This window comes from Streptacidiphilus sp. EB103A (assembly GCF_041261405.1).
Taxonomy (GTDB): Bacteria; Actinomycetota; Actinomycetes; order Streptomycetales; family Streptomycetaceae; genus Streptacidiphilus.
Map to the genome: position 1 here is coordinate 248,991 of NZ_JBGCAQ010000016.1, position 17,219 is coordinate 266,209.

The following is a 17,219-nucleotide window of genomic DNA, read 5'->3' on the forward strand; positions in this document are numbered from 1 at the left end:
GATCGAATCAACGCTCACCATGGGAGATGCGACTGTTGGCCCGGCGATAACAGCTTTCGCTAGGACAGTCGTGAGAGCTGCGCGACCGAGAAGGGGTCGGCGGGGCTCGACCGGGTCAGGTACTGCGGGACTGGAGCGGCGTCGTTGCCGGTGTCCCGGACCAGGCCGTAGCGGACCAGTCCGGCCGCGGGGTTGGGCGCCTGGTCGATGTCGGCGCTGACGGCCTGCCAGGTGCTGGGGGAGACGATCAGCGAGTAGCGGAGGCCGGTCTGGTTCAGGTGCAGGGTGACCGTGCCGTCCAGGTAGAAGTACTCGTTCTGCCACATCTGTTGGGCCCCCGTGACCAGCGTGGCGTAGCCCTGGTTGCGGTCTCCCATCCAGGTGCCCGCGACGGTGGTGCCCGGTTTGAGGTCGTCCATCCGTCGCCCGCCGCCGGAGGCGACATGGAACAGCTTGCCGCTGAGTCCGGTCCAGGTCGGCGGGAAGATCTGCCCGAGGGTCAGGATTTGCCAGCGCACCAGGAGGTAGCCGCGCCCGGTGATGGTGAGGTTGTCGCCCCGGTGGGTCAGCACATACATCTCACCGTTGGCGCCGGGGTGTTGGGACCCGAACGTTCCGGAGATGGACACCGGCGCGATCTGCGGCCGTACCGGCAGCGGGCCGGGCTTGGCGGTGGCGGACGGGGCGCTCTCCGCGTGGTCCACGGTCTGGCCGTAGTGCGGGGCGGCGGGTGCGGGCGTGGTGCTCGGGGTCGTGCTGGGTATGGCCGCGCTGCTGGAGACCGGGGTCGCGCTGGGAGGCGCGGTGGCGGCGATGGGCTGTGGTGCCCTGTGCGGTGGCTGGGCCAGGACGGCGTAGCCGGCAGCGGCACCGCCGCCCAGCGCCAGGGCGCCTGCTGCCGCGGCGGCGACGGGTTTCGCCATCAGGTACTGCACCAGGTGGCCGACTCGTCCGCCCAGGCCGGCGGCATGACCCGCGACGGCATGAGCGGCGCTCCCGTGCAGCAGCGCGCCGAGGGTGAGGCCCGGCGGTGGCGGCACCAGGGCGATGCCGGCGAGCAGTCCCTCGGGCGGGAGCAGATCCCGCCAGTGCAGCGAGCAGGCCGAGCACTCGTTGGCGTGCCGCACCAGCCGCTTGCGCCACAGCGGAGCCGGAATCCCGTCCCAGACCTCGGTCAGCGCGACCAGGTCCGGGCACGGCGGCGTCGCGCGCAGCGCGCGGACCACGACCCGGGCCGCCTCCAGGCGCTCCTTGAGCCGCTGCACCCGTACCGCCGTGTGCTGCGGCGTGAGTTGGAGCGCTTCGGCCAGCTCGGCGCGGGTGAGCTCGCCGGCCGCCTCCAGCCACCACAGGGACAGCACGTCGCGCTCGGCCGGCTCGATCCAGCGGGTGGCCTCCGCGATCTCCTGGCGCTGGTCCGACAGTTCCAGCCGGAAGATCGTGAGGTCGACGAAGTCCGCGTCCGGATCGGGCAGTCCGAGCATCTCGTCGAGGAAGCCGGGGGCCGGCCGGGCCTGCTGGCGTCGCCACCGTTCGCGGATCTTCTGCATGGCGATCGAGACCAGCCAGGACCGGAAGCGCTCCGCGTCGCGCAGCCGGTCCAGGCCGTTCACCACGCTCAGCATGGTGTCCTGCACCACGTCGTCCACGTCCGCGTGGCCGCTGAGCGCCCGGCCGACGACGTTGTAGACCAGCGGCAGGCAGTCCGCGACCAGGTCGTCCAGAGCCCGCTGGTCCCCGGCGGACGCGGCAACCACCAGCTCGGTGTCGGGATTGTGCAGCACTGCCGTTCGTATCCTCTCGCGGGACGCTCGGACCCCCTGAACAGCAGATGCGATGCGGCTGGTGAGGATAACAAGAATCCGGTGTACCGATCGTGGATGTCAGTCGACCTCGAAATCCGCGTGCAGCCTGCGCAGGTGGTCGAGGGCGCGGACCGGCCCGGTCAGGGTCACCCGGGCGGTGAGTCGGGTCTCGGTGCACGAGGCCGCCAGCCGCAGTTCCAGCTCGCCCGGCTCGACGATCCGCTGTCCGTCACGCCCGGTGAAGGACGCCAGGTCGGCCGGGACGGTGATCCGCAGCCGGGCCCGTTCGCCCGCGGCCAGCGGTATCCGGCGGTAGCCGATCAGCCGCTGCACCGGCTGGACCACCGAGGCGACCGGGTCGTGCAGGTAGAGCTGGACGACCTCGGTGCCGCTGCGCCCGCCGGTGTTGCGCACGGTCAGGGCGATCCTGAACTCACCGGCGGTATCGGCGGCGGCCTCGACCAGTTCCAGGTCGGACCAGTCGAAGTCGGTGTAGGACAGCCCGTGGCCGAAGCCGTACGCCGGAGTCGGATCGGTGCTGGAGACACTGCTGGCCCGGGCGAGCCGGGCGGCCAGATAGGTGGACGGCTGCACGCCCGGACGGCCGGGGACGCTGACCGGCAGCCGGCCGGAGGGGTTGACCCGTCCGCTCAGCACTCCGGCCACGGCCCGTGCCCCGGCCTCGCCGGGAAAGAAGGCCTGGACGATGCCGGCCGCCTCGGTCACCGCGCGTCCGAGCGCATAGGGGCGTCCGGCCAGCAGGACGACCACCAGCGGGGTGCCCACGTCCAGCAGCGCGTCCAGCAACTGTTGTTGCAGGCCCGGGAGTTCGAGCGACTCGGCGTCGCAGCCCTCGCCGCTGGTGCCGCGTCCGAACAGGCCGGCCCGGTCGCCGAGAGCGAGCAGCACCACGTCCGCGCCCCGGGCCAGTTCCGCGGCCTCGGCGATGCCCGAGGCGTCGTCGCCGTCGACGGTCGTGCCCGGCGCGGTGACCACCTCGCTGGCCGGGAACTCGGCGGTGACCTGGTCGAGCAGCGTCGGCAGGTCGATGCCGGCCGGCATCTCCGGGTGCATGCCGCCGACGTGCACCGGAAAGGCGTAGCAGCCCAGCAGGGCGCGCGGGGTGTCGGCGTTCGGTCCGATCACCGCGATCCGGCGCGGGCGGGGCAGCGGCAGCGTTCCGTCGTTGCGCAGCAGAACCACGGCCTGCTCGGCGACCTCCTCGGCCAGTGCCCGGTTGGCCGGGGTGTCCAGGTCGACGCGGCCGCGCAGCAGGCCCGGGGCGTCCAAATCGATGCTGCCCAGTGCGGACGGGACCGGGTCCCAGTCCGGGTCGAGCAGTCCGAGTCCGGCCTTCTGCACCAGGACCCGCCGCAGCGCGCGGTCCACCAGCTGCTCGGGCACGGCTCCGGAGGCGACGGCGGCCAGCAGCGGCTCACCGAAGGTCCTGACGGTGGGCAGCTCCACGTCGACCCCGCCTGCCAGCGCGATCCCCGCCGCGTCGCCCCAGTCCGCGGCGACCCCGTGCAGCAGCTTGAGGAACGCGATGCCGAAGTAGTCGGCGACCACGGTCCCGGTGAAGCCCCAGGTGTCGCGGAGCAGGCCGGTCAGCAGGTCCTGGTCGGCGGCGGAGGGGATGCCGTCGGTGTCGGTGTAGGCGGACATCACCGAGCGGGGACGGCCCTCGCGGACGGCCATCTCGAACGGCGGCAGGATGACGTCGGCGCGCTCGCGGGGGCCCATGGCGACCGGGGCGAGGTTGCGGCCGGCCGTGGAGGCGGAGTAGCCGGCGAAGTGCTTGAGGGTGGCGATGATCCCGGCCGACTCCAGGCCGACCACATACGCGGTGGCGATGGTGCCGACCAGGTAGGGGTCCTCGCCGATGGTCTCCTCGACCCGGCCCCAGCGCGCGTCGCGCACCACGTCGAGGACCGGGGCCAGCCCCTGGTGGACGCCCACGGCGCGCATGTCCCGGCCGATGGCGGCCGCCATCGCCCGGACCAGCTCCGGGTTGAAGGTGGCCCCCCAGGACAGCGGGACCGGGTAGGCGGTGGCGCCCCAGGCGGCGAAGCCGGCCAGGCACTCCTCGTGGGCCAGCGCCGGGATCCCGAAGCGGTTGGCCGCGGCGATCCGGCGCTGGCTGCGCAGCAGCGACAGCGCGCCGAGGGCGGGGTCGATCGGTGCGGTGCCGAACGGACGGGTCAACTGGCCCAGCCCGTGCGGGAGCAGGGCGTCGAGGTCGACCGGCTCCTCCAGGTCGTGCTGGTGGGGGGCGACCTCGTCGCCCTCGGCGGAGGCGCCGACCCAGACGCCGACCAGCTGGGCGACCTTCTCGCGCAGGGTCATCGCGGCGATCAGGGCGTCGGCGCGTTCGCCGGCCGGCAGTGAGGTGTCCTGCCAGCGCGGCGCGGTGGACGTGGGGGAGGAGGAGGTGCTCGGGGTGGGGTTCAATCGCTCTGTCACTTTCCGCCGACCCCCATGAGCCCGCGGACCAGGGCGCGGCGGGCGAACAGGTAGACGACCAGGATGGGCAGCATGGACAGCAGCACGGCGCTGAGCAGGCCGGGGACGTCGACCCCGTGCTCGGTCTGGAAGTTGTAGAGGCCCAGGGTGATCACCTTGGTCGAGTCGGACTGGGTCAGCACCAGCGGGAAGAGGAATCCGTTCCAGGCCTGCAGCGCGGAGAAGACGACGATGGTGGACAGGCCGCCCTTGGACAGCGGCAGCACCAGCTGCCGGAAGACACGTGCTGGTGACGCTCCGTCAACTGCCATCGCCTCGTACAGCTCGGAGGTGATGTCGCGCATCGCCCCGGTCAGGATGATGGTGCAGATGGGCAGGGAGAAGGCCGCGGTGGGCAGGATGACGCCGACCAGGTTGTCGTACAGGCCCGCCTTGCTGATGACGTAGAACATCGGCACGATCACCGCCTGCGCGGGGATGGCCAGGCCGAGCAGGAAGATCCGGAAGACCGTGCTCATGGTGCGGTGGCGGCTTCTGGTGATGGCGTAGGCCAGCGGCGGCACCACCAGCAGCACGATGGCGACCACGGACAGGGTGACCACGATGGTGTTGAGGAAGTCCCGGCCGAAGCCGTTGGAGAAGTCGTCCAGGTAGTTCTGCAGGGTCAGGTGGGTGGGGAAGCTCAGCGGGCCGGACGTGGAGTAGTCGGACTGGGTGCGCAGCGTCGCGGTCAGCATCACGTACAGCGGCAGACCGACCAGGAAGAGCCAGACCAGCGAGCCGAACCCGGCGAGGTAGTTGGGGCGTTGCCGCATCACAGTCCCTCCGCGGTGCTGTTCATCCTGTCGTAGCCGGTCAGCCGGACCATGACCAGCGAGATCAGCGTGGCGACCACCACCAGCACCAGGGCGATGGCCGAGGCCCCGCCGAAGTCGAAGCTCAGGAAGCCCTGTTGGTACATGTAGTAGGCGCTGATGGTGGTGTCGGTGCCGGGGCCGCCCTGGGTGAGGATCAGCACGGTGTCAAAGGTGGTCAGCCCGCCGACGACCATCAGCACCATGGAGGTGATGATCGTGTTGCGCAGCTGCGGCAGGGTGATGTGGAAGAACTGACGCACCGTCCCCGCCCCGTCGATGGCCGCGGCCTGGTAGAGCACCTGCGGGACGGCACGGGCGCCGCCCTGGTAGATCAGGGTGTGCAGCGGCGTCCACTGCCAGGCGCCGACGAAGGCCAGCACGCCGATGGAGCCGCTCTGGGTGCCGAGCAGGTTGCCGTTGCCGAACAGCCAGCCCGCGTCGGAGGGGACCCCGAAGTTGGGGTCGAGCAGGGCCCGCCACAGCACCGAGACCGCGGTCACCGAGAGCAGCAGCGGGACGAAGTAGATCGCCGACAGGACCGCGCGGTTGCGCTGGTGCCCGGCGGCCCACACCCCGAGCAGGATGCTGATCGGGGTCTGGATCACCACGCCGAGCGTGGTCAGCAGCGTGCTCAGCCACAGGCTCTTGAGCATGACCGGGTCGTGCCAGAGCGCGGTCCAGTTGGAGAGCCCGATCCACTTCGGCGAGCCGATCCCGTTCCAGCCGGTGAAGGAGAGGACCGCGACCAGGACCAGCGGAACGATCGCGAAGAGGCTGAAGAAGACGGTCGCGGGTACCGCCCAGGCCAGGCCTGGGCGGGTGGCCCCGACGCCGCTCCGTACCGCGCGGCGGCGTCCTGCCGCGGCGGCGAGGGTGGTGGCGATGCTGGTCATGAGGTCGGCAGGCTCTGCATGGCCTTGATGAACGCGGCGGCGTCCATCTTGCCGTCCATGAACTGCTGGACGGCCTGGTGCATCACGGTGGTCGCCGAGGGCGGGTAGGCCTGGTCCCAGGAGAGCTGGAACGAGGGCGCCTGCTTGACCAGGTTGTACTGGTACGTGTCGTACGCCGGGTCGGTGGAGGTCGTCAGGAACTGCGGGGTGTTGGTGGTGGTGGGCAGGTTGCCGATGCCCAGCTGCGCCTTCACGAACTCGTCGGAGTACATGAGCTTGAGGAACTGCGCGACCGCGTCGGGGTGCTTGGTGTTCTTCAGCACAGAGTAGAAGTTGTTGGTGTTGCCGACGACGTCGTTGGGGTCGCCGGTGCCGCCGGTGATGGTGGGGAAGTTGCTGTAGCCGAGGTCGGTCCTGGTGAAGTCCGGGTTGGCGGTCTTCTGGGTGGCGTACTCCCACGAGCCCATCAGCTCGAACGCGGCCTTGCCCTTGGCCAGCAGGGCGGGTGATCCACCGTCAGTGAACTTCACCGAGTCGAAGTTGCTGCCGAAGGCGCCCGCGTCGACCAGCTGCTTGAGCATGCTCAGGGCCTTCTGGCTGTCGGCGCTCGCCCAGGCGCTGGTGTCGCCGCCGAGGGCCTTCTCGAACAGCCCGGGGCCCGCGACGCGGTCGTAGAGGTACTCGAACCACATCAGCGTCGGCCACTGGTCCCCGCCGCCGAGCGCGATCGGGGTCTTGCCCTTGGCCTTCAACGTCTGCACGTCGGCGATCAGTTGGTCCCAGGTGGCGGGCGGGGTGAGGCCGGTGTCGGCGAGCACCTTCTTGTTGTCGAAGAGCAGCACCGGCTGGGTGCCGCGCATGGGGACCCCGTAGGCCTTGCCGCCGATCACAGCGGTGTTGAACACCGAGGGCAGGAAGGCGGACTTGAGGTTCGGGTCGGCGGCGATGAAGCTGTCCAGCGGCAGCAGCAGGCCGTCCTTGACGAAGGGCGCGATGCTGCCGCCGCCCCAGTTGAAGAAGACGTCCGGGGCCTGCGGGGTGTTGATGATCGTCTGGAGCTTCTGCTGGTAGTTGGCCCCGGGGATGGTGTCCAGGACCGCCTTGACCTTGGAGGTCTTGTTGAAGGTGTCGACGATCTGCTTCTCCACCGTGTTGCCGGCGTCCCCGTAGACCAGGATGTGGATGGTGCCCGAGCTGCTCGCGGAGCCGCTCCCGCCGGAGCCGCAGCCGGCGGTCACCCCCGCCACCAGGGTGCACGCCAGGGCGGACACGACGACTCTCGTGCGAGCGGATCTGTTGCGGGACGTACGGCTATGGGACACGGAAGCGGGGGATCTCATGGCCTGCCTGCTCTCGATTGTTTCGGAGAACTTTCCGAATGTCGTGGGGAAACGTAGGCCCGGAGGCAGGGGTCGTCAAGAGTCGGCGCAGGGCTGAGTCACTGCGTTTTTCCGCCTCCCAGGGACTACCATCCGTGGCGTGAAGTCATCCGCGGCACCGAATCCGCAGGCACGACGGGTAGCAGGGGAGGGGCCATGACCGGGACGGCGACACTGGCGGAGATCGCCCGGGAGGCCGGCGTCTCGACTCCGACCGTTTCGAAAGTGCTGAACGGCAGGGCCGACGTGGCCCCGGCCACCCGGGAGCGCATCGAGGAGCTGCTGCGCCGGCACGGCTACCGCCGGCGCCGCAGTTCCACGCAGGCGTCACCGCTGCTGGAGCTGGTCTTCCACGAGCTGGAGAGCGCCTGGGCGATGGAGGTCATCCGCGGCGTCGAGAACGTGGTGCGCGAGGAGGGCCTCAGCGTCGTGCTGTCCGAGTCGTCCGGGCGGCTCAGCCTCGGCCAGTCCTGGATGGACGGCGTGCTGGCCCGTCGGCCGATGGGCGTGGTCCTGGTGCTGTCCGGGCTGGACCGCGCGCAGCAGGAGCAACTGGCCAGCCGCGACATCCCGTTCGTGGTGATGGACCCGGCCGGCGACCCCGGCCAGGACGTGCCGGCCGTGGGCGCGACCAACTGGCACGGCGGCCTGGCCGCCACCCGGCACCTGCTGGAGCTGGGGCACCGGCGGATCGGCGTGATCTCCGGACCTGCGCGGATGATGTGCAGCCGGGCCAGGACCGACGGCTACCGGGCGGCGCTGGAGACCGCCGGGATCGCGTACGACCCGGGCCTGGTCCGCGAGGGGGACTTCCATCACGAGGCCGGACATGTCGCCGGGCTGGAACTGCTGCGCCTGCCGGAGCGGCCCACCGCCGTGTTCACCGGCAACGACCTGCAGGCGCTGGGCCTGTACGAGGCCGCCCGGGAGATCGGGCTGCGGATCCCCGAGGACCTGAGCGTGGTCGGCTTCGACGACCTGCCACTGGCCCGCTGGGTGGGCCCGCCGCTCACCACGGTGCGCCAGCCGCTGACCGAGATGGCCGAGGTCGCCACCCGGATGGTGCTCGACCTGGCGCGCGGCAGGAAGCCGAGCACCCTTCGGGTGGATCTGGCCACCAGCCTGGTGGAGCGCAGCAGCACGATGCGGCCGCGGGCAGCCGGGCGCTGACGTCGGGCTCCGGTGGGGGTGTTGACGGATCGGCGGGGCGGTCCTAGGGTCACCGCTGACATTCGGGAATATGGTCGAAACTTTCGATCTGAACAGAGTGTCATGCCCACGTCTCATTTAGGGCACGTCTGCACCACCGCACGTCCCTTCTCCCCACCCACCCTTGTGGAAAGGACACCACCGGTGACAGCACACGACTACGGGGCCAACCGCAGCTCAGTACGCGTCAGCCCCGCGCAGCACCCCGCCCGCACCCTCGTCCGGCGCGGCCTCCTCGTCGCCGCGGCCACGGTCGCGGCCGGAGCGCTGCTGCTCACCGCCCTGGGCACGCAGGCCGGCGCGGCGGGAACCAGCCTGAAGACCCTGGCCGAGGCGAAGGGCGTCTACTTCGGCACCGCCCTCACCCAGTCCAACCTCAGCAACTCCACCCTCACCGCCGTCGCCTCCAGCCAGTTCGACATGGTGACCCCGGGCAACGAGATGAAGTGGGACACCACCGAGCCGTCGAACGGAACGTACAACTTCGCGCCCGGCGACGCGATCGTCTCCTACGCCCAGGCGAACGGTATGCGCGTGCGAGGTCACAACCTGGTCTGGCACAGCCAACTGCCCTCCTGGGTGAGCAGCCTGCCCACCGCCCAGGTGCAGGCGGCCATGGAGAGCCACATCACCACCGAGGCCACCCACTACAAGGGCAAGGTCTACTCCTGGGATGTCGTCAACGAGCCCTTCAACGACGACGGGACGCTGCGGCAGGACGCCTTCTACGCCGCGATGGGCAGCGGCTACATCGCCGACGCGCTGCGCACCGCCCACGTAGCGGACCCCAATGCCAAGCTCTACCTGAACGACTACAACATCGAGGGCGAGAACGCCAAGAGCGACGCGATGTACAGCCTGGTCGCCTCGCTCAGGTCGCAGGGCGTCCCGATCGACGGCGTGGGGCTGGAGAGCCACTTCATCCTCGGCCAGGTGCCGTCGACGATGAAGGCCAATATGCAGCGCTTCACCGCGCTCGGGGTGAACGTCGCCGTCACCGAGCTGGACGACCGGATCCTGCTCCCGGCCACCGCCGCCAACCTCGCCCAGCAGGCCACCGACTACGCCACCGTGATCAACGACTGTCTTGGCGTCAGCGGCTGCGTGGGAGTCTCCCAGTGGGGCGTCGGCGACGCCGACTCATGGATCCCGGGCTTCTTCTCCGGCTACGGGGCGGCGACCATGTACGACAGCAACTACCAGCCCAAGCCCGCCTACAACGCCGCGGTGACGGCGCTGGGCGGGGCCGGGTCCACCAGCTCCCCGTCGGCGTCGGCGTCGGCTTCCGCCTCGCCGACGTCGAGTCCGACCGGGGCGGCCGGGTCCTGCAGGGTCGCTGACGTGGTCAACGCCTGGAACACCGGCCTGACCGAGAACATCACCATCACCAACACCGGTACCAGTACCGTCAACGGCTGGTCCCTGGGCTTCACGCTGGCCTCCGGACAGACCGTCACTTCGGCCTGGAACACCACGATCAGCCCCTCCACCGGGACCGTCAAGGCGACCAGCCTCAGCTACAACGGCACCCTGGCCCCCGGCGCCGCCACCACGATCGGGTTCCAGGCCACCCACGCCGGGAACACCGCGGCCCCGGCCTCCTTCACCCTCAACGGCAGTGCCTGCAGCGTAGGTTGACCAGCCGTCAGCCGCGTGGGATGTGCAGGTCGCACCAGACGCCCTTGCCGTAGGGGAGCAGGTCCGCTCCCCAGCGGTCGGCAAGGGCGTCGACCACATGCATCCCGCGGCCGTGGTCGTCCTCGACATCGCCACCGATGATCAGCAGCGGCAGTTGCTGCGAGGGGTCCCGGACCTCTATGCGGACCGATCCCCCGCGCCGGACCACCCGCAACCGCAGGGTGCTGCCGCCACTGTGGATGATCGAGTTCGCGGCGAGCTCGGCCACCAACTGCGCTGCGGTGTCAGCGAGATCCTCCAGTCCCCAGGACTGGAGGATCTCGTTGGTGAGCTCACGCGCGACTGAACATGACGCCGGATGAGCGGGTAGGCGCATCTCGCCACTCTCCGGATCCCGAAGATGTTCGAAGAAGTGCACCCGTTGCTCATTCGGCAGCGGTTCGATGTGTAACCGGACATCCACACTGTCATATGCCGCCACGGGTACAACCTTGCCATCAAACGATGTCAATAAACGGCGAACGCGAAAACTGCGGCGGGAGACCCCTTCCTGTCGATCAGGGCAGCGGTGCCGTGTAGCACTCGTCGACCTTGCCCGGCCGGATCATCACGCAGGCTTTCAGGAGCAAACTCTTACCTGCGACGGCCACCAGACGCGTGTAGCTGAACGGGTCGCGGTTGCTCGAGTGCGTGACGGTGGTGCTCTGGCTCGGCTGGCCCGGAGCCGAGAAGGTGAGCCTGTCCCCGGAGGCGGCGTTCCAGACTCTGGCCCAGGCAGCCTGGCAGAGCGGGTTGTAGCGGATCTCCAGCCCGACTCCGGTCGCGGTCTGGACGTTGAGCAGGGTCTGCGGTTCGACTCCGCACAGCGTCGTCCCCGGGTCCTGCCCGTTGCAGGCGGTTCCCGTACAGGTGACGTGGAAGCCCGTGGACTGACCGGAGGTGGTCCGGTCATCCGCGGCAGAGACCGTGAGGGCCGTCCACGCCAGTGCCGCGACGGCGCCCGAGGCGACGCCGATCACCCACCGCTTCCGGTTCCGGACCGGTCGGGGTGCAGGTTCAGCGGTCGATATCCCGGTCCGGACGTAGGTGACCTGCGGGCTCTCTGGCGTGTCCGGCTCGGTCGATCGGGTGGATGGGACCGACGGTACCGACGGGACCGACGGGACCGATGGGGTCGGGCGCGTCGCGGTGCGCCGGCTCCAGGCCGAGTCGGCCAGCTCCCACAGGGCCCTCATGCGCGGTTCGGGCTCCTCGGCCAGGCCGCACAGGGTCTGCACGGCCGGCCAGGGTGGGAGGACCTGCCCCGCCAGATAGCGTTGCCAGGACGACCTGCTGTAGGGCGACTTGGCCGCCAGCGCGGACAGCGTCAGCCCACTGCGCTCGCGCAGCAGGTGCAGTTCGGCGGCCAGGCGCGCGCATTCTGGCGGGGTGCGGGTCATCCGCGCAACGCTGCCCAGGTCTTCGGTCCCACCTGTCCGTCGACGCCCAACCCGTACTTCTTCTGCGCTTTGATGACCGCGGCCTCGGTCAACGGGCCGAAACTGCCGTCGATGCCGCCGGGGGAGATCCCCGCACGTCGCAGCAGGCACTGCAGCTCGGCCACGTCAGGACCGGTCTTGTCGACTTCGAGTGGGTCGGTCAGGGTGGTGCTGTTCCCGGCGTACCAGAGTCCGGCGCTACGGACGTAGTTGCAGGCATACGAGACCGGCTGCTGCACCACCGCGCTCGCGGGGGCGGGGTTGATCACGGTCGGACTCCGGACCGCGAGAACGACCAGCGTCGCGACCGTCGCGCCCACAGCCGCCGAGACCACGGCAGTCACGAGCAGCTGGAGGCGCGCCTCCCTGCCGTGGCGGTCAGTCACTGCGGCGGCAGCAACGGCCTGGTCGGGCGTGTCCGCGACGCGGCCGGCCAGGCCGTGACCGCTGGCATCCTGTCCCTGCTGCAAGGAGCCCTCGGGCTGGTCCCGCTGCCAGGCATCCGCTGCCATCTCGTACCGCGCCAGCAGCCGTGCCTGATCCTCCCCGGCTATTTCGGCCACTTCGGCCACCCCGGCCAGTGCTTCCACCGCCTCGCGCGGCGGCAGCAGCCGTCCGCCGAGATAGCGCTCCCACGACGAGGCACTGTAGCCAGTGCGGACGGCAAGCCGCCGCAGACTCAACCCACTGCCGTCCTTCGTACGACGCAACTCGCCCACGAACTCCACGACCGCCGGGTCAAGCCCACCGGGCAGCGCCTTCCAACGCGCCACAACCCCACCACCTCTTGTCGACCCCCTGTGAGACCCCCTCGGATCCCGGCCGGTGATCGTAGCGGCTTTTGGTAACGAACCTCGCACCCGGGGTGCGGCGGGGGAGGTGGGGTGGGGGAGGCGGGGCGTCTCCGCTGGTCGGCGGCAGCGGTGGGTGGCTTACATGGCGCCACCGTTGCCGCCCGCCCCCGTCCGTGGCTTGTTGCTGTTGCTCGCTTCGCTCGCGGTCCAACAGCAGCGGGGGAGCCAGGTCGGGGCCGGGCGCCGTCGCCGGGCTGGGGGTCGCGGGTGGGGGTGTCGCAGAAACGGTTCTGCGGCAGGGCTTCGGCCGAACCGGGGTCACTTTTGGGACGCCGGGGCAGTTTTGGTACGCGAGGATCGGGGCAAATGGGGCATTGCGGCATGATCAAGTGACACCTTGTCCCGAAAGTGACCCCGGTTCCCCCTCGGGCCGGGCTTTTCGGGTCACTGCCTATACGTTCGGGTCACTCCCTCGACGCCCAATCCGGACATTGCGGGCAGGAGGCGTCGGATGAGTGACCCGAACGTATGGGGAGTGACCCAAAACCGGCCAAGCCACCGGGAAGGATCGTTTCTGCAGGCCCCCGCCACCGACTGCCCTGCCGCCCGGCAACGGCGAGAACGCGCACCCCTCCCGGCCTTGTCGCCGCGAGCGGAGCGAGCAACAGCAACAAGCCACGGGCGGCGGAGGGCGGCAACGGTGGCGCCATGTAAGCCACCCACAGCTGCCGCCAACAACCGGCTGCGTCGCCCCGCCTCCCCGAAGCCGCGACAACCGCCCCCGTTCAACGCCGACGGATATTCAACACCCCCGCCCCCGCCATCCACCCCCGGCGGTGCTTGTAGCTGCTGTGCTGGGGGCCGCAGACACCGCTCGCCGCTGAGGGTGCGTCGGGAGTCCGGTCCGGAGGTGCGTCACCATGTCCCGCTATGTGTTCGACAGCTCGGCTGTTCAGGCACCGGAGCGCTTCAGTGCGTTGGAGACCTGCTACGACCCGGTGTCGCGGCTGCGCCTCGCGCAGACCGGGGTCGGGGCCGGTTGGCACTGTCTGGAGGTGGGGGGTGGCGGGGGTTCCCTCGGGGCCTGGCTGGCCGATGTCGTGGGTCCGACCGGGCAGGTCCTGCTCACCGATCTCGTCCCGCAGGCCGAGGGCCCGCTGAGCGAGCGTCCCAACCTGACGGTCGCCCGGCACGACATCGTCAACGACGTCCTGCCCGACGATGCCTTCGACCTCGTCCACGCCCGGCTGGTCCTGCTGCACCTGCCTCAGCGCCGCGCGGTTCTGGACCGGTTGGTGTCGGCGCTGAAGCCCGGCGGCTGGCTGGTCCTGGAGGAGTTCGACTGTGGCTGGATTCCGGTGCTCTCCGCTCCGGATCCCGGCGCGGCCAGGCTGTTCGACAAGGTCCACACCCACCTGATGCGGTTGCTGACCGAGGCCGGGGCCGATCCGCTGTGGGGCCGCCGGGTCTACGGCGCCATGTTCCAGGCCGGGCTGACGGAGCTTGCGGCCACGACCTACGCCGAGGCGTGGCCCGGAGGCAGCCCCGGCATCCACCTGCACCGGGTCAACACCGAGCAGGTCGAGGACCGGTTGCTGGCCGGCGGCATCACCTTCGGCGAGCTGGGGGACTTCTGGTCCCTACTGAAGAACCCGGCATTCGCCGTCAACTCCTACCCCCTGGTCACGGTCTGTGGGCGTCAACCGCGGTAGGACCAGGCCCGAACAGCAATCAGAGAGAGGAACCTGTGATGAGGACCGATGATTCCGTCCGCTATCGGGAGGTACATCTCCCGCCGCCGCGGAACCCGCTGCTCACTGTCGCGCAGCTGGCGAGCTCGGGGCGGTTCGACCAGTACCTGGTCTACGAGAGCGACCAGGCCTGGCACTTCGCCGGCGGCAGCCTGGCCTGCCTGCGGTTGTCGCGCGACTGGGCGGTGCAGCAGGTGGGCGGGGACACCCGGCGGGTTCCGTGCACGGGCAACCCGTTGGGGGTCGTCGAGCAGTTCCTCGCGACGACCGGCATAGCCGGCTGGCGTGCGTACGGCTGGGCCGCCTTCGAGTTGGCGCAGCTGCTGGCCGGCGCTGGGGATCAGGTGGGGGACGCGGACCTGCTGCACCTGGTGGTGCCGCAGACCGAAGTGCGCATCACCGCGGAGGACATGGTGCTGCGGTCGACCGATCCGCAGCTGCTGGACTCGCTGACGCAGGGCCTGCTGGACGACCATCCCGTCCCCGACCACACCGCCGACCCGGACGTCGCGGTCGAAGTGGTCGACGTGCTCGACGTGGCGGTCGAGGACAGCCGCAACTACCGGGCGGCTGTCGCGGCAGCCGTGCTGGACATCCGCGCCGGCCTGCTGGAGAAGGTCATCATCTCGCGCGTCGTCGAGGTGGGGGCCGCGGTGGACCTGATCGGCAGTTATGTCGCCGGTCGCAGGAACAACACTCCCGCCCGCTCCTTCCTGCTCGACCTAGGCCGGATGCGGGCGGCCGGGTTCAGCCCGGAGACCGTCGTGGTGGTCTCGCCCGAAGGACAGGTCACCACCCAGCCGCTGGCGGGCACCCGCGCCTGCACCGGTTCGCCCGCCCGCGACCGGCAGCTGTGCGCCGAACTGCTGGCCGACCCCAAGGAGATCTACGAACACGCGGTCTCGGTGAAGCTCGCCTGGGACGAGGTCGCCGCTGTGTGCGAACCCGACTCGGTGGGCATCGGCGAGTTCATGGCCGTTCGGGAACGCGGCAGCGTACAGCACCTCGCCTCGACGGTGAGCGGCCGGCTGCCCGTCCATGGCCGCATGTGGACCGCCTTCGCGGCGCTCTTCCCCGCCGTCACCGCCACCGGGATCCCCAAGCGTCCCGCCTACGAGCTCATCCGCCAACTGGAAGGGCAGGAACGCGGACTGTACGCGGGAGCGGTCATGGTCTGCGACAGCGAGGGCAGCCTGGACGCCGCGCTGGTGCTGCGCAGCATCTTCCAGGACGGCGACCGCACCTGGCTGCAGGCCGGAGCCGGCATCGTGGGCCAGTCGCTTCCTGAGCGTGAGCACGAGGAGACCTGCGAGAAGCTGCGCAGCGTCGCCCGCTGTCTGGTGTCGGCCCGCTCACCGCAGTCGCTGCCGACCGGATGACCTTCTCTGCACCGCAGCACTCCTCGCGCCCGGGACCCGGAGGCATCGACCCGCCTACGCGGCAGGCAACCACCCGCACCAGCACGAACTGTGCCGCCCTGTTGCGTCAGGACTCGGACGAACTCGCACGCATGCGCGAGATTTCAGCCCCCATGGGCGCACCCGTCCTGGCGGAGGTCCAGCATGTAGAAGACCTTGTCGAAGCGGCGGGCGCCGACGGCGACGAAGTCGGGCAGACGTCCGCATTCGCTGAAGCCCAACGATCGGTAGAGGTGCAGGGCGTTGCTGTTGTCGCCCCGGGCGTCAAGGGTGAGGACCTCGATCCCGGCCCGCTTGGCGTCAGCGATCAAGCCGGCGGTGAGTGCCCGACCGATGCCGCGACCATGGGCAGTCGGGGCCACCGCGATCTTCTCCAGGTCGGCGTGCGGGCGATGGGTCGGTCGCACGTAGCGCAGCCAGTACCCCAGCCCGACCAGTCGACGGTCGAGGTAGGCGGCACGCAGGGCTGCATCGCCTGCGTGCGCCGCCGAGATGACGTGACCGAGGAGTTCCGACACCTCATCACGCGACGGAGGTTCGACCCAACCAAGTGCAGCCCCTGCACGGACCAGGTCGGCAAGGATCACGTGGGCCGACTCCGCGAACCGGGCCACGCGGTCCGGATCGGACGTCAGCTCCGCAGCGTCAAGGATGACGGGCTCACTGGCTCCACTGCTGCTGGTCATGGCCGTATTCATGATCTGCAGCGTAACCAGCCATGCTCCTGACGGAGTGCCGGACGGCCCGTGGGACGGCCTGCCTTGGGCGGGTTCGCCAGCAGGGTGGGGGGCTTCGCCACCGGACTGGAGAGCGCGGCCTTGTGGCGGTGCAGCACCAGTAGGGCGGCGTAGCACAGGCCCGCGGAGACGGCCAGGACGGCGCAGTGGGCGACGGCGCGCCCCAGCGGCCAGGACGGAGCCAGGGCCTCGCGGGCGAGCGAGAAGACGCTGACGGCGGCCAGCAAGCCGAACAGCCACAGAGTGAGGTTGGCGAGCCTGACGGAGCGTCGGCTCAACGGGTAGTGCCGGGGATGCGAATGCGGATGCGGGGCAGTGGGTTCCGAGGGGGTGTCCATGGGTCGCGCCTACCCGGCCAGGGTCACAACGTGCATCGGGTTCCGGCCAGGTGCGGGCTGGCGTGTTTGCGGAAGCTGTGGGTGGCTTACATGGCGCGTTCGTTGCCGCCCTCCGCCGTCCGTGGCTTGTTGCTGTTGCTCGCTGCGCTCGCGGGCCAACTACCGGGAGGGGGCATCCTGGCTGGGCGCCGTAGGCCCGTGCGGGGGGCGTGCGGGCTGGCCAGGGGGCGCGCGGCGGTCGGCGTGGTCCATTTTGGGGTCACTCGACCTACTTTGGGGTCACTGACTTGACGGCATATCGGACATATGCGGCAGGATCTGTCGGACGAGTGACCCCAAAGTAGGTCGAGTGACCCCAAATGCAGGCTCATACAAGATTTTCGTAGCTGGTGATCGGTTCGGTGGGGCTGGTGACGGGCTGCTGTTCTGGGTGCAGGCTGGGGTCGTGTGACATCGAAG

Annotated in this window: 14 protein-coding genes; 4 read left to right on the plus strand and 10 right to left on the minus strand. The window is 70.0% G+C overall.

The features are described 5' to 3' along the window. Positions 1 to 59: 59 nt before the first annotated feature. The 5 genes from ABH941_RS26650 to ABH941_RS26670 form a co-directional block, all read right to left on the minus strand. A complete protein-coding gene (locus ABH941_RS26650; protein WP_370132046.1) occupies positions 60 to 1,784 on the minus strand; it encodes a sigma-70 family RNA polymerase sigma factor in 1,725 nt (574 codons plus the stop codon). A 99-nt stretch (positions 1,785 to 1,883) separates the two neighbouring features. Further along, positions 1,884 to 4,190, minus strand: a complete 2,307-nt coding sequence (locus tag ABH941_RS26655; RefSeq protein WP_370132068.1) for a beta-glucosidase — start codon at positions 4,188 to 4,190, stop codon at positions 1,884 to 1,886. 74 nt (positions 4,191 to 4,264) lie between these two features. Continuing rightward, the gene (locus tag ABH941_RS26660; protein ID WP_134008417.1) at positions 4,265 to 5,083 is read right to left on the minus strand and encodes a carbohydrate ABC transporter permease; all 819 of its coding nucleotides are present in this window, start codon (positions 5,081 to 5,083) and stop codon (positions 4,265 to 4,267) included. Then, entirely contained in the window at positions 5,083 to 6,018 is a 936-nt protein-coding gene (locus ABH941_RS26665; RefSeq protein ID WP_370132047.1) for a carbohydrate ABC transporter permease, read from the minus strand. Before ABH941_RS26665 ends, ABH941_RS26660 begins: the two co-directional genes overlap by 1 nt. Next, complete coding sequence (locus ABH941_RS26670) at positions 6,015 to 7,358, minus strand: ABC transporter substrate-binding protein (protein ID WP_370132048.1); 1,344 nt, start codon at positions 7,356 to 7,358, stop codon at positions 6,015 to 6,017. Before ABH941_RS26670 ends, ABH941_RS26665 begins: the two co-directional genes overlap by 4 nt. Positions 7,359 to 7,553: 195 nt before the next feature. Here ABH941_RS26670 and ABH941_RS26675 point away from each other — a divergent pair, with 195 nt between their 5' ends. Together ABH941_RS26675 and ABH941_RS26680 are read left to right on the plus strand one after the other, a co-directional pair. Then, positions 7,554 to 8,567 (plus strand): LacI family DNA-binding transcriptional regulator, encoded by a 1,014-nt coding sequence (locus tag ABH941_RS26675; RefSeq protein ID WP_370132049.1) that lies wholly within the window; start codon positions 7,554 to 7,556, stop codon positions 8,565 to 8,567. 183 nt (positions 8,568 to 8,750) lie between these two features. Further along, positions 8,751 to 10,244 (plus strand): endo-1,4-beta-xylanase, encoded by a 1,494-nt coding sequence (locus tag ABH941_RS26680; RefSeq protein WP_370132050.1) that lies wholly within the window; start codon positions 8,751 to 8,753, stop codon positions 10,242 to 10,244. A 7-nt stretch (positions 10,245 to 10,251) separates the two neighbouring features. On the opposite strand, the gene ABH941_RS26685 is transcribed toward ABH941_RS26680, so the two are convergent. From ABH941_RS26685 to ABH941_RS26695, 3 genes are all read right to left on the minus strand, one after another. Beyond that, positions 10,252 to 10,620, minus strand: a complete 369-nt coding sequence (locus tag ABH941_RS26685; RefSeq protein WP_370132051.1) for an ATP-binding protein — start codon at positions 10,618 to 10,620, stop codon at positions 10,252 to 10,254. A gap of 181 nt (positions 10,621 to 10,801) precedes the next feature. Next, positions 10,802 to 11,683, minus strand: coding sequence for a DUF2690 domain-containing protein (locus tag ABH941_RS26690; protein WP_370132052.1), 882 nt, complete (start codon positions 11,681 to 11,683; stop codon positions 10,802 to 10,804). After that, on the minus strand, positions 11,680 to 12,495 hold the full coding sequence (locus tag ABH941_RS26695) for a peptidoglycan-binding protein (protein ID WP_370132053.1): 816 nt from the start codon (positions 12,493 to 12,495) through the stop codon (positions 11,680 to 11,682). Before ABH941_RS26695 ends, ABH941_RS26690 begins: the two co-directional genes overlap by 4 nt. A 941-nt stretch (positions 12,496 to 13,436) precedes the next feature. On the opposite strand from ABH941_RS26695, the gene ABH941_RS26700 reads away from it, so the two are divergent. After that, positions 13,437 to 14,228: a trans-aconitate 2-methyltransferase gene (locus ABH941_RS26700; protein ID WP_370132054.1), complete on the plus strand. Its 792-nt coding sequence runs from the start codon at positions 13,437 to 13,439 to the stop codon at positions 14,226 to 14,228. A 38-nt stretch (positions 14,229 to 14,266) separates the two neighbouring features. Beyond that, on the plus strand, positions 14,267 to 15,646 hold the full coding sequence (locus ABH941_RS26705; protein ID WP_370132055.1) for a salicylate synthase: 1,380 nt from the start codon (positions 14,267 to 14,269) through the stop codon (positions 15,644 to 15,646). Between the two features lie 143 nt (positions 15,647 to 15,789). Here ABH941_RS26705 and ABH941_RS26710 read toward each other — a convergent pair whose 3' ends face one another. Together ABH941_RS26710 and ABH941_RS26715 are read right to left on the minus strand one after the other, a co-directional pair. Beyond that, the gene (locus ABH941_RS26710; RefSeq protein WP_370132056.1) at positions 15,790 to 16,383 is read right to left on the minus strand and encodes an N-acetyltransferase family protein; all 594 of its coding nucleotides are present in this window, start codon (positions 16,381 to 16,383) and stop codon (positions 15,790 to 15,792) included. Next, on the minus strand, positions 16,380 to 16,760 hold the full coding sequence (locus ABH941_RS26715; protein WP_370132057.1) for a hypothetical protein: 381 nt from the start codon (positions 16,758 to 16,760) through the stop codon (positions 16,380 to 16,382). Before ABH941_RS26715 ends, ABH941_RS26710 begins: the two co-directional genes overlap by 4 nt. Positions 16,761 to 17,219: the final 459 nt, after the last annotated feature.